The sequence below is a fragment of the Stenotrophomonas maltophilia genome (assembly GCF_047782825.1).
Classification (GTDB): Bacteria; Pseudomonadota; Gammaproteobacteria; order Xanthomonadales; family Xanthomonadaceae; genus Stenotrophomonas.
Window position 1 is genome coordinate 12,447 of the sequence record NZ_CP180589.1, and the last position, 12,601, is coordinate 25,047.

12 protein-coding genes are annotated in these 12,601 nt (G+C 67.5%); 8 read left to right on the plus strand and 4 right to left on the minus strand.

The window, feature by feature from the left end; genetic code table 11:
• The first annotated feature begins 9 nt into the window (after positions 1–9).
• Complete coding sequence (gene rimO / locus ACM2ZB_RS00045) at positions 10–1,401, plus strand: 30S ribosomal protein S12 methylthiotransferase RimO (protein ID WP_416056960.1); 1,392 nt, start codon at positions 10–12, stop codon at positions 1,399–1,401.
• Complete coding sequence (locus ACM2ZB_RS00050) at positions 1,398–2,231, plus strand: DUF3025 domain-containing protein (protein ID WP_416056961.1); 834 nt, start codon at positions 1,398–1,400, stop codon at positions 2,229–2,231. Before rimO ends, ACM2ZB_RS00050 begins: the two co-directional genes overlap by 4 nt.
• Before the next feature lie 85 nt (positions 2,232–2,316).
• Here the strand turns inward: ACM2ZB_RS00050 and greB are convergent, their stop codons facing one another.
• Both greB and ACM2ZB_RS00060 read right to left on the minus strand, forming a co-directional pair.
• Positions 2,317–2,823: a transcription elongation factor GreB gene (gene greB / locus ACM2ZB_RS00055; protein WP_416056962.1), complete on the minus strand. Its 507-nt coding sequence runs from the start codon at positions 2,821–2,823 to the stop codon at positions 2,317–2,319.
• 89 nt (positions 2,824–2,912) lie between these two features.
• On the minus strand, positions 2,913–4,418 hold the full coding sequence (locus ACM2ZB_RS00060) for a helicase HerA-like domain-containing protein (protein ID WP_345785138.1): 1,506 nt from the start codon (positions 4,416–4,418) through the stop codon (positions 2,913–2,915).
• Between the two features lie 123 nt (positions 4,419–4,541).
• On the opposite strand from ACM2ZB_RS00060, the gene ACM2ZB_RS00065 reads away from it, so the two are divergent.
• Complete coding sequence (locus ACM2ZB_RS00065) at positions 4,542–6,146, plus strand: transglycosylase SLT domain-containing protein (RefSeq protein ID WP_416056963.1); 1,605 nt, start codon at positions 4,542–4,544, stop codon at positions 6,144–6,146.
• 18 nt (positions 6,147–6,164) lie between these two features.
• A complete protein-coding gene (locus tag ACM2ZB_RS00070; protein WP_416056964.1) occupies positions 6,165–6,512 on the plus strand; it encodes a ribonuclease E inhibitor RraB in 348 nt (115 codons plus the stop codon).
• Between the two features lie 121 nt (positions 6,513–6,633).
• Here the strand turns inward: ACM2ZB_RS00070 and asd are convergent, their stop codons facing one another.
• On the minus strand, positions 6,634–7,476 hold the full coding sequence (asd, locus tag ACM2ZB_RS00075; RefSeq protein WP_416056965.1) for an archaetidylserine decarboxylase: 843 nt from the start codon (positions 7,474–7,476) through the stop codon (positions 6,634–6,636).
• The gene (locus ACM2ZB_RS00080; protein ID WP_295518483.1) at positions 7,473–8,123 is read right to left on the minus strand and encodes an SCO family protein; all 651 of its coding nucleotides are present in this window, start codon (positions 8,121–8,123) and stop codon (positions 7,473–7,475) included. The genes asd and ACM2ZB_RS00080 overlap by 4 nt, the downstream gene beginning before the upstream one ends.
• 122 nt (positions 8,124–8,245) lie before the next feature.
• Here ACM2ZB_RS00080 and prmB point away from each other — a divergent pair, with 122 nt between their 5' ends.
• The 4 genes from prmB to ACM2ZB_RS00100 all read left to right on the plus strand — a co-directional run bounded on the left by prmB (position 8,246) and on the right by ACM2ZB_RS00100 (position 12,425).
• Positions 8,246–9,175 carry a 50S ribosomal protein L3 N(5)-glutamine methyltransferase gene (gene prmB / locus ACM2ZB_RS00085; RefSeq protein WP_416056966.1) on the plus strand — a complete coding sequence of 310 codons (930 nt, stop codon included), beginning with the start codon at positions 8,246–8,248 and terminating at the stop codon, positions 9,173–9,175.
• Positions 9,172–10,275, plus strand: a complete 1,104-nt coding sequence (gene aroC, locus ACM2ZB_RS00090) for a chorismate synthase (RefSeq protein WP_416056967.1) — start codon at positions 9,172–9,174, stop codon at positions 10,273–10,275. The genes prmB and aroC overlap by 4 nt, the downstream gene beginning before the upstream one ends.
• On the plus strand, positions 10,268–11,305 hold the full coding sequence (locus tag ACM2ZB_RS00095; RefSeq protein ID WP_416056968.1) for a 2-hydroxyacid dehydrogenase: 1,038 nt from the start codon (positions 10,268–10,270) through the stop codon (positions 11,303–11,305). Before aroC ends, ACM2ZB_RS00095 begins: the two co-directional genes overlap by 8 nt.
• Before the next feature lie 91 nt (positions 11,306–11,396).
• On the plus strand, positions 11,397–12,425 hold the full coding sequence (locus tag ACM2ZB_RS00100; protein ID WP_416056969.1) for an aspartate-semialdehyde dehydrogenase: 1,029 nt from the start codon (positions 11,397–11,399) through the stop codon (positions 12,423–12,425).
• Positions 12,426–12,601: the final 176 nt, after the last annotated feature.

Genomic DNA, 12,601 nt, shown 5'->3' on the forward strand with positions numbered 1-12,601 from the left:
GGTCAAGTCGTGTCGGATCGTAGAAGTATAGGGTTTGTTTCATTGGGGTGCCCGAAGGCCCTTGTCGATTCCGAACGCATCCTGACCCAGCTTCGCTCGGAAGGCTACGACATCGTGCCGTCCTACGATTCGGCCGACGTGGTGGTGGTCAACACCTGTGGTTTCATCGATTCGGCAGTGACCGAATCGCTGGACGCCATCGGCGAGGCGATGAACCAGAACGGCAAGGTGATCGTCACCGGCTGCCTGGGCAAGCGCCCGGAACAGATCCGCGAGGCCTACCCGAACGTGCTGGCGGTGTCCGGCCCGCAGGACTACCAGAGCGTGATGGAAGCGGTGCACGAAGCGCTGCCGCCCAAGCACGACCCGTTCGTGGACCTGGTGCCGCGCCGAAGCCTTGGCTTCGGCGAATTCGAAGGGGATGTCGGCATCAAGCTGACCCCGCGCCACTACGCCTACCTGAAGATTTCCGAAGGCTGCAACCACAAGTGCAGCTTCTGCATCATTCCGTCGATGCGCGGCAAGCTGGTCTCGCGCCCGGTGGATGAAGTGCTGCGCGAAGCCGAGCGGCTGGTGCGCGGTGGCGTGAAGGAACTGCTGGTGGTTTCGCAGGACACCTCGGCCTATGGCGTAGACGTGAAGTACGCCGAGAAGATGTGGCGCGACAAGGCCTACCAGACCCGCCTGAAGGCGCTGTGCGAAGGCCTGTCCGAGCTCGATGCCTGGGTGCGCATGCACTACGTCTACCCGTACCCGCACGTTGACGAGGTGGTGCCGCTGATGGCCGAGAACCGCATCCTGCCGTACCTGGATATCCCGTTCCAGCATGCCAGCCCGCGCATCCTGCGCCTGATGAAGCGCCCCGGTGCGGTCGAAAAGACCCTGGAGCGCGTGCAGAACTGGCGCCGCATCGCTCCGGACATCACCGTGCGTTCGACCTTCATCGTCGGCTTCCCCGGCGAGACCGAGGCCGAGTTCGAAGAGCTGCTGTCGTTCCTGGACGAAGCGCAGCTGGACCGCGTGGGCGCGTTCGCCTATTCGCCGGTCGAAGGCGCCACCGCCAACGACCTGCCCGATGCCGTGCCCGAAGAAGTGAAGCAGGAGCGCCTGGCCCGCTTCATGGAGAAGCAGGCGCAGATTTCCGCCGCGCGCCTGGAAGCCAAGATCGGCACCGTGCAGCAGTGCCTGGTCGATGCCATCGAAGGCGATATCGCCGTGGCCCGTTCCAAGGCCGATGCGCCGGAGATCGACGGCCTGGTGCACATCCAGAACGCCGATCAGGTGCCGCTGCGCGTGGGCGAGTTCGTCGACGTGGAGATCACCGAGAGCGACGAGCACGACCTGTACGGTGACGCGCTGGCCAGTGCCACGCGTCCGGCGTTCGACCTCAAGGTGCTGTGACCGCAGCGACGGCCGCCGGCGGCGACGCAGGCGGCCCTCGTCGCTTCATCCCGCCGCTGCGTGCGGCGGTCGATGCGCGGGTGTTCGAACATCCGCTGTTCGATGGCGTCCGCGGCTTTGCCGATCTGCTGGCGGGGCCGGGTTGGCCGACCGTCGCCGCGCTCGATGCCCGGCTGGCCCTGCCGGGGCTGCAGCTGGTCGAGCAGGATGCCGCGCTGCTGGCCGATGGCCTGCACTATGAAGCGCGCATTGCCCAAGGGCGCCTCGCGACCCGCGCGGCCAACTGGCACGACCTGTTCAACGCGCTGGTCTGGGCGGGTTTCCCCCAGCTCAAGCGCGTGCTCAATGCACGGCAGTGCCTGCATATCGCGGCGATGGCGCCCGGCCAGCGCAACCGAGCACAGGCCGCGTTGACCCAGTTCGATGAAACCGGCGTGGTCGTGCAGGTGCGCGATGCGGCCGTGCTGGCCGCCTGGGATGCGCATGACTGGCGCGCGCTGTTCGATCCTTCGCACTGGCAGGGCGGTGGCATCGCCGTGGTGGCGGTGTTCGGCCATGCGCTGATGGAGCAGGCGCTGCTGCCGGGCCGGCTGCTGGTCGGCAAGTGCGTGGTGGTGCAGGGCGGCGACGCTGCGGAATGTATCGGGGCGGTGGCCCGCGCCATCGACGAGGGCAGGGTACTGAGCGACCCTCTGCAGCTGCGGCCGCTGCCGCTGGCCGGTATTCCCGGCTGGCATGGGATGCAGGATGCCGCCTTCTACGGCAACGCCGACTACTTCCGCCCGCTGCGCGCAGGCCGCCAGCACCCCGCGCCCCTACCGCTCTTGTAGAGCCGAGCCCATGCTCGGCTGCGGTACGGCCAGCCGAGCGTGGGCTCGGCTCTACATAAGCGGCGCAGTCGACCGACCGCCGACGTTACGCAGACGCGTATTCCACTCCGACCACCGCGAACGTGAACTGCCCACCGGGCAGCTCCACCGAAAATTCGTCATCGATGCGCTTCTTCAACAGCGCCCGCGCCAGCGGTGAATCGATGCTGATCCAGCCCAATCCCGCATCGGTCTCGTCCGGCCCGACAATGCGGTAACGCGTGGTCTCGCCACTGTCCACGTTCTCCAGCTCCACCCACGCACCGAAGAACACTGCCTGCGGATCGGTCGGCGTGGTGTCGACCACGCGCAGCGATTCCAGGCGCTTGGTCAGGTAACGCACGCGGCGGTCGATCTCGCCCAGCTGCTTCTTGCGATAGGTGTACTCGGCGTTCTCCGAGCGATCCCCCTCGGCGGCGGCCGCGGCCAGCGCCTTCACTACTTCCGGGCGACGCACGCGCCACAGGTCATCCAGTTCGGCTTTCAACCGGGCGTGGCCGGCGGCAGTGATCAGGGCGGTGCTTTTTTCTGCGGGGGGACGCCAGCGGGACATGCAGTACGACTTCTTTTCGAGGGGAGCGATGAATAAGGTGGGGTCAGAGCCCTCCCTGGCGGGAGGGCTCTGACCCCAGCAGTAACAGATCAGCGCTTTCCGCCGAAAATGCCACCAAGGATGCCGCGCACGATCTGGTTGCCCAGCTTGGTGCCGACCGTGCGCGTGGTCTGCTTGGCCATGGTTTCGATCATGCCCTGACGGCGCTTGGTACCGAAGATCGCATCCTTGATCGACTGGCCGAAGCCGCCTTCCTGTGCATCGTCCTGCTCACGGCTGCGTGCAGCCGGGGCCGCGGCCTTGTCGGTGGCCTTCTGTGCGCGCTGGGCCAGCAGCTCCGCCGCCGATTCGCGATTCACGGCGGTGTCGTAGCGGGTACCGACCGGGCTGCCGGCACGCACCTGTGCACGCTCGGCCTCGGTGATCGGCCCCATGCGGCAGCGTGGCGGTGCGATCATCGTCTGCTGCACCGGCATCGGCACGCCCTTGTCCTGCAGCGTGGACACCAGCGCTTCGCCGGTGCCCAGCTGGCTGAGCACCTTGGCCACGTCCAGCTTCGGGTTCGGTACGAAGGTCTCGGCGGCGGTCTTCACCGCCTTCTGGTCGCGCGGGGTGAAGGCGCGCAACGCATGCTGCACGCGGTTGCCCAGCTGGCCCAGGATGTTGCCCGGCACGTCGTCGGGGAACTGCGAGCAGAAGTACACGCCCACGCCCTTGGAGCGGATCAGCCGCACCACCTGCTCGATGCGCTGCACCAGCGAGGCCGGTGCATCGTCGAACAGCAGGTGGGCCTCGTCGAAGATGAAGACCAGCTTGGGCTTTTCCAGGTCGCCCACTTCGGGCAGCTGCTCGAACAGTTCCGACAGCAGCCACAGCAGGAAGGTGGAGTACAGCTTGGGCTTGAGCACCAGCTGGTCGGCGGCCAGGATGCCGACCACGCCGCGGCCGTCGTGATTGACCCGCATGAGGTCGGCCAGTTCCAGCGCCGGTTCGCCGAAGAAGCCTTCGCCGCCGTCCTGGGCCAGGCGCAGCACCGAGCGCTGGATGGCCGCGATCGACTGCGCGCTGACCAGGCCGTATTCGGTGGAAATGTCCTTGCGCTCCTCGGCCACCAGGCCAAGCAGGGCACGCAGGTCATCCATGTCCAGCAGCAGCAGGCCGCGGTCGTCGGCCAGCTTGAACACGATATCCAGCACGCCGGCCTGGGTGTCGTTCAATTCCAGGATGCGGGCCAGCAGGGTCGGGCCCATTTCGCTTATGGTGGTTCGCACCGGGTGGCCCAGCTTGCCGTACAGGTCCCAGAACACGGTGGGGCTGCCGGCCGGGGCGTAATCGGCCACGCCGATCTCGGCGGCGCGCTTGAGCAGGGCGTCGGCGCCGGTGCCGGGCACGGCCAGGCCGGACACATCGCCCTTCACATCGGCCAGGAACACCGGTACCCCCAGCCGCGAGAAGCCCTCGGCCAGGGTCATCAGGGTCACGGTCTTGCCGGTACCGGTGGCACCGGCCACCAGCCCATGGCGGTTGCCGAGCTTCGGCAGCAAGGTAACGGCCACATCGTCGGTGATGCCTTTGCCGAGCAGAATCGGATCCATGGTCCAGCCCTTGTGGTGAATGCGCCCAATGTTAACCGCCGGCGGGGGCGGGCCGACGGCCGGGTTGCCCGGACCTTGGCGGCACCGCTACTCTGCCTGCCTGTTTCGCACACAGTGCCACCAATGCCCGTTCCTGTCCTGATTTCCCGTGGTTGGCCGCTGCTGGCGCTTGCCGGCCTGGTATCCCTGGCGCCCGACGCCCATGCGCAGCGGGTTTCGGCGCGGGACAAGGTGAAGGTGGATGCGCTGCAGCAGCGCATGACCGCCGCCGAGAAGCGCTACAGCGATGCCCTGCTGCTGGTCGCCAACGCCGACCCCAAGGGCAGCAACGAAGCCGATGCGGCGCTGGAGGACATGGAAGATGTCATCAGCGAATGCGTAAAGCAGAAGGGCTGCCAGATGAGCAACATGCTGGCCACCTACAAGCGCCTGCTCAAGCGTGATGCCGATGCGGCCGCCAGCGATGAGGTGGCCGACGAAGGCGGCGACCGCCTGGAAGCCGACCCCGACCACGTCGGTCCGCTCACCGCCGATGTGCCCGAGGCGGCCCGAGCCGCTGCCCTGCTCAACGACAAGCGGCATGCCTTCGACAACATGGTCGAGTACAACCCGGCCGTGCAGGCCGGCATCCGCCGCTGGCTGACCGATATGCGCCCGGCGCTGCTGACCAGCTACGAGAACTACCAGAACCTGCGCGCGGTGATGTGGCCCGAGTGGGAAAAGCGCGGTCTGCCCGAGGCGCTGCTGTTCGGCATCATGGCCAAGGAATCCAACGGCCGCGTGCATGCGTCCTCGCGCGCTGGTGCGGCTGGCCTGATGCAGTTCATGCCGGCTACCGGCCGCCGCTTCGGCCTGGGCCCGGACGGCACCGGCTTCGATACCCGCTTCGACGCGCGCAGCGCCGCCGAAGCCAGCGCCAGCTACCTCAACGAGCGCCTGCGCGAACTGAACAACAACGTGGAAATGTCGGTGGCTGCCTATAACGGCGGTGAAGGCCGTGCGGCGCGCGTGTTCAAGCAGAGTGGCGGGCAGAGCTTCTGGACCGACAGCGTCTACAACCAGTTCCCGGGGGAGACCAAGGACTACGTGCCGATGGTGATCGCCGCGGCCTGGATCTTCCTGCACCCGCAGCAGTACGGCGTGGAATTCCCCAAGATCAGCGCACAGCCGGCCACGCTGCGCCTGGCCAAATCCACCACCATCTACGAGCTGACCATCTGCCTGGGCAGCCACGGTACCCGTGATGGCTACATGCGCGTGCTGCGCAACCTCAACCCGCGGTACGAGGCCGATGGCTGGATTCCGGCCGGTACGCTGATCAACGCCACCACCCGCATTGCCGGCCTGTACCAGCGCAACTGCGTCAGCGGCCCGCGTGCCGACCTGGCCCGGACGCTGATCACCGCGGATCTGAATGCGGCGATCAAGCGCCCGACCGCCGCCAGCTATACCGGCAGCGTGGCGGTGGGTGGCGTGGTGCCGCTGGCCGACCCGGATGCCGCCAGCAACGTGCCGACCGCGCCCGTGGCGCCGGTGGCTACCCCGCGCCCCGCGCCCAAGGCCAAGCCTGCCAAGACCTACAAGGTTGGCAAGGGCGACACCCTGGGCCGCATCGCAGCGAAGTTCCAGTGCGAGGTGCCGGCCCTGGCCCGCGCCAATGGCCTGAAGGCCCCCGGCTACAGCCTGCGCCCCGGCCAGGTGCTGAAGCTGCAGGGCTGCGACAAGTAACCGAACCGGAAGAAAGACATGGACCTGGAAGCAACCCGCGATCTGTTCGCCAACCTGCGCGAGAACACCGATTGGGATCTCGCCACGCCCCTGCTGTGGGGCTACTACTTCGTGCACTCCACCCCCGACCGCCTGCAGGCGCTGGCGACCAGCCTGGAAGCCCAGGGCTATGCGGTGGTGGAACTGTTCGAACAGGAGCCGGAAGAGGGCGATGCGCCCTTCCACGTGCTGCATGTGGAGCGTGTGGAGATCCACGACGAAGCCTCGCTGGACCTGCGCAACCAGGAACTGGCCGCCCTGGCCAGCCAGACCGGCGTGGAAGACTACGACGGCGTGGACGTCGGCCCGGCCCCGACCCTGCAATAACGCACCGCTTTCTGTAGAGCCGAGCCCATGCTCGGCTCTGCAGGCCCGGTATCGCAGTGAGTCCATCCGATCCGGCAGTGCCGGCCGCTGGCCGGCACCGCCGTCAATCGATACCACCCGGTCAGCGCAGCTTCGCCAGCGCCTGGCCCAGCTGCACCGGGCTTTCAGCGCCCAGCTGCGGGGCGAATTCGGCCACGCCCGGCGGCAGCAGCACGATCACGGTCGAACCGTAGTTGAAGCGTGCCATTTCGGCGAAACGCTCCAGCTTGATGCCCTGGCCGCGGTAATCCTTGCGGGTGATGCGGTCGCCGTAGGCCGGGATCTCTTCGCCGCTCCACACCGTTTCCACGCCGGACACCAGCAGCGCACCGACCATCACGCTCACCATCGGGCCGAAGCTGGTATCGAAATGGCAGACCAGGCGCTCGTTGCGCGCGAACAGGCGCGGCACGCCGTTCACTGCGGCGGGGCCCACGCTGAACAGGCGGCCCGGTACGTGCACGGTCTCGCGCAGGGTACCGGTCCAGGGCATGTGCACGCGGTGGTAGTCACGCGGGGACAGGTAGACCGTGGCGTACAGGCCATCGTTGTACGGCTTGGCATCCTCGTCGCTTCCCAGCAGTTCGGCGGCGGTGAACGACTGGCCCTTGGCCTGGAAAATGCGGCCGGCCTCGATCTTCCCCAATTGGCTGATGCGGCCGTCGGCCGGCATCACCAGGCTGCGCGGATCGGCATCGGCCACGCGCGCGCCCGGCTTCAGGGCGCGGGTGAAGAACTGGTTGAAGGTCAGGTAGCTGCGCGGGTCCGGGTTGGCCGCTTCGTCCAGGTTGACGTTGAACTTGCGGGTGACCGTGTCGATCAGCCAGCGCGAAACGCGCGGGTCGTCCGAGTACGCCAGCGAGCGCGCCATCGAGGACAGCAGGCGGTGGGGCAGGGCGTACGTCAGGGCGGTGGTCAGGCTCATGGGGCGGATTTCTCGGTCAGCTTCTGCAGGTCGCGGGCGATGGCCGGCGCGTTGAACGGGGGCCGCACCAGGCCGGCAAGCCGGCCCTGCGGATCGAGCACGGCCAGGCTGGCCGAATGCTCGACGGTGTAATCCTCGGGATTCTCGTCGAAATGCTTGCCCGGCACCTTCTGGAACACGAAGCCCAGCGAGGTGGCAAAGCGCTCCAGCGAGGGAATGTCGGCGGTGGCGGCCAGGGTGTCCTTGTGGAAGCCGTGCACGTACTCGCCCAGGCGGGTGGCGTTGTCACGGTCCGGGTCCACCGACACGAACAGCACGCGCGGGCGCAGGGTGTCGGGCAGGGCCTCCCACTGGTTCTGCGCGCCGGCCAGTTCGGCCAGGGTGGTCGGGCACACGTCCGGGCAGAAGGTGAAGCCCAGGAATACCAGGGTCCAGTGGCCCTTCAGCTCGCCGGGGATGAGCCGGGTGCCGTCGGACTGGGCCAGGTTGAAGTCGGGCAGTTCACGGGTATGCGGGTACAGGGTGATCGCTTCGGTGGCGGGCTGCCCGGCTGGCGGCTTCGGCGCGAACACCTGCTGCGCGGCCAGCAGGCCCAGGCCCGCCGCCAGGGCGATCAGCAGGATGATGCCGACGTTGCGATTGAACATGGGAGCCCCCGCAGGAAGTAATCCCCATCATACCGGCTGCGGCCTGATCGTTTCCGTCGCAACGGATGCCGCCGCGGACGCCAGCCTCTATAATCGTGGGCCACTTTGCCCGCAGTACCGCCATGACCGCTGAAACGGCCGCCGAACTCCACACGATCATCGACCTGATCCGCTACGGCACCAGCCGTTTCAACGAAGCCGGGCTGACCTTCGGGCACAGCTACGACAACGCCCTGGACGAGGCCACCCAGCTGGTGCTGCACAGCCTGCACCTGCCGCACGACCTCGGCCCGGCCTATGGTCAGGCGCGCCTGCTGCAGGCCGAGAAGCTGCGCGTGCTGGAGCTGTTCCAGCGCCGTATCGACGAACGCATCCCGGCCGCCTACCTGACCGGTGAGGCCTGGTTTGCCGGGCTCAGCTTCAAGAGCGACGCGCGCGCCCTGGTGCCGCGCTCGCCCATCGCCGAGCTGATCGAGTGCGGCTTCGAGCCGTGGCTGGCTGGCCGTGACGTCAGTCGTGCGCTGGACCTGTGCACCGGTTCGGGCTGCATCGCCATCGCCATGGGCCACTACTACCCGAACTGGGAAGTGGATGGCGTCGACCTGAGCGACGACGCACTGTCGCTGGCCGCAGAGAACAAGGAACGCCTGCAGGCGCACAACGTCACCCTGCTGAAGTCGGACCTGTTCAACGGCCTGACCGGCCGCCACTACGACCTGATCGTCACCAACCCGCCGTACGTCACCAACGACGAGACCGATGCCCTGCCGCAGGAATACTCCTACGAGCCGGAAATGGGCCTGCGTGCCGGCGACGACGGCCTGGACCTGGTACTGAAGATCCTGCGCGACGCCCCGCTGCACCTGAGCGAAGACGGCCTGCTGATCTGCGAAGTGGGTGAATCCGAGCAGCACCTGATCAAGCTGCTGCCGGAAGTCGACTTTGCCTGGATTGAATTCAAGGTTGGCCAGATGGGCATCTTCGCGGTCGAATGCCGCGAGCTGATCGCCCACAGCGCACGCATCACCGAACTGGCGGCACAGCGCCCGTGAGTTCCAATGCGTTCGGCAAGCTGTTCACCGTCACCACGTTCGGCGAGTCGCACGGGCCGGCCATCGGCTGCGTGATCGACGGTTGCCCGCCGGGGCTGGCGCTGGACGCGGCCGAATTCGCCCACGACCTGCAGCGTCGCGCCACCGGCAAGAGCCGGCATACCTCGGCGCGGCGCGAGGCCGACGAGGTCGAGATCCTGTCCGGCGTGTACGAGGGCCTGACCACCGGCACGCCGATCGCCCTGCTGATCCGCAACACCGACCAGCGCAGCAAGGATTACGCCAACATCGGCCAGCAGTTCCGGCCGGGCCATGCCGACTACAGCTACTGGCACAAGTACGGCATCCGCGACCCGCGCGGTGGCGGCCGTTCTTCCGCGCGCGAGACCACCATGCGCGTGGCCGCCGGCGTGGTCGCCAAGAAGTGGCTGGCCGAGCGCTTCGGGGTGACCGTGCGTGGCTACCTGTCGCAGCTGGGCGAGATCCGTCCGGCCGGTTTCGACTGGTCGGCGGTGGAAGACAATCCGTTCTTCTGGCCGCATGCCGAACAGGTGCCCGAGCTGGAGGCGTACATGGATGCGCTGCGCAAGTCCGGTGATTCGGTCGGTGCGCGCGTGGACGTGGTGGCCGACAACGTGCCGCCGGGCTGGGGCGAGCCGATCTACGGCAAGCTGGACGGCGACCTCGCCGCTGCGCTGATGAGCATCAACGCAGTGAAGGGTGTGGAGATCGGCGATGGTTTCGCCAGCGCTGCGCAGAAGGGCACCGAACACCGTGACCTGCTGACCCCGCAGGGCTTCGCCAGCAACCATGCCGGCGGCATCCTCGGTGGCATTTCCACCGGCCAGCCGGTGGTCGCGTCCATCGTCCTCAAGCCGACCTCCAGCCTGCGCCTGCCGGGCCCATCGCTGGATACCGAAGGCAACGTGGTCGAAGTGGTCACCACTGGCCGCCACGACCCGTGCGTGGGCATCCGTGCCGCCCCCATCGCCGAAGCGATGATGGCGCTGGTGCTGATGGATCAGGCACTGCGCCACCGTGCGCAGTGTGGCGACGTCGGCACCATCACGCCGCGCATTCCCGGGCAGATCGATGGCTGATAACCGGCCGACGGTGTGGGTGAGCCAGCCGCTGATCGACGCGGCCATCGCGCCGCTGCGCGATCGCGTGCAGCTGCTGGCCACCGACACCGTCACCGCCTGGTCGCCGCAGCAGATCGCCCAGCGCCTGGCCTCGGTCGATGGCGCGATCATCACCCTCAACGAGCGCATCGGCGCGGCCCAGGTGGCTGACGCGGCACAGTTGCGGGTGATCGCCAACGTCGGCGTCGGCTACAACAACCTGGATGTCGACGCGCTCAGCGCCGCCGGCATCCTCGCCAGCAACACCCCGGACGTGCTCACCGAGACCACGGCCGATCTCGGTTTCGCCCTGCTGATGGCCACCGCGCGCCGCATCACCGAATCCGAGCGCTGGCTGCGTGAAGGGCAGTGGGGGCAGTGGTCGTTCCAGACCATGCTCGGTGCCGACATCCATGGCAGCACGCTGGGTATCCTCGGCATGGGCCGCATCGGCCAGGGCGTGGCCCGCCGCGGTGCGCACGGCTTCGGCATGAAGGTGCTGTACCACAACCGTTCGCGCCTGCCGGCCGAAACCGAGGCCGCACTCGGCGCCACCTACGTGGACCTGGACACGCTGCTGGCGCAGTCCGACCATCTGGTCACCGTGTTGCCGTACACCCCCGCCTCGCACCACATCATCGATGCGGCCGCGCTGGCGAAGATGAAGCCCTCGGCCACCCTGGTGAACATCGCCCGCGGCGGCATCGTCGACGAACTGGCGCTGGCCGATGCACTGGCCCATGGCCGCCTGGCCGCTGCGGGCCTGGATGTCTACGAAGGCGAGCCGAAGGTGCGCCCGGAACTGCTGGCGCTGCGCAACGTGGTGCTGACCCCGCATATCGGCAGCGCCTCGCTGGGCACCCGTACCGCCATGGTGCAGCTGGCCGTGGACAACCTGCTGGCAGGCCTGGGCCTGGCCGGCGAACCTGCGCGCATGCCGAGCGCGATCAACGCCGATGCGGCGCTCGCCGCACGTGCCGCGCTGGGCAAAAAAACCGGGAAACGATAGGGAACCTCTGCGCGCCCCGCTTGAGGAGGTTCCCCGAACCCAGCTGTCGTGCGTGAGTTTTTCCCCTTCCCGTTTTCGTGAGAGTTCCCCCATGAGCAATGCACAACGCAGCTTCCACGTCGCCATCGTCGGTGCCACCGGCGCCGTCGGCGAAACCATGCTGGCCATCCTGGCCGAGCGCAACTTCCCGGTCGGTACCCTGAGCCTGCTCGCCTCCGAGCGCTCGGCCGGCGGCGAAGTCGAGTTCGAAGGCCGGAAGGTGAAGATCCAGGACCTGGCCACTTTCGACCCCAGCGGCGTGGAAATCGCCCTGTTCTCGGCCGGTGGCAGCGTGTCCAAGGAATACGCGCCGAAGTTCGCCGCCGCCGGTGCGGTGGTGATCGACAACTCCTCGGCCTTCCGTTACGACGATGACGTGCCGCTGGTGGTGTCCGAGGTCAACCCGGACCAGGTCGGCAACCGTCCGCGCCGCATCATCGCCAACCCCAACTGCTCGACCATGCAGATGCTGGTGGCGCTGGCACCGTTGCATCGCAAGTACGGTATCGAGCGCATCAACGTGTCCACCTACCAGTCGGTGTCCGGCGGTGGCCGTTCGGCGATGGAAGAGCTGGGCAAGCAGACCGGCCAGCTGCTGAGCTTCCAGGAGATCGATCCGCAGCGCTTCCCGGTGCAGATCGCCTTCAACCTGATCCCGCACATCGACGACTTCCAGGACAACGGCTTCACCAAGGAAGAGATGAAGCTGGTCTGGGAAACCCGCAAGATCCTCGGCGATGACAGCATCCTGGTGAACCCGACCGCAGTGCGGGTGCCGGTGTTCTACGGCCACTCCGAATCGGTGGCGATCGAAACCCGCGACAAGGTGACCGTGGCCGAAGCGCGCGCGCTGCTGGAGCAGTCGCCGGGCGTGGAAGTGGTGGACCGCCATGAAGCCGGTGGCTACCCGACCCCGGTCACCCATGCCTCGGGCACCGATGCGGTGTATGTCGGCCGTATCCGTGAAGACCTCTCGCACCCGCGCGGCCTGAACCTGTGGATCGTGTCGGACAACGTGCGCAAGGGCGCGGCGTTGAACGCGGTGCAGCTGGCCGAGCTGGTGGCCGCCGAACAGCGCTGATCACGCGCTGTGTAGAGTCGAGCCATGCTCGACTGCAATGCCGGCCGCTGGCCGGCATTGCCCTGGTGGGCGGGTGTGCCCTTCGTAGAGTCGAGCTTGCTCGACTGCTTTGAAGGCAGTCGAGCAAGCTCGACTCTACCGGGCATCGCCGCCGCCCGGTGGGCGGGTATCTCTCC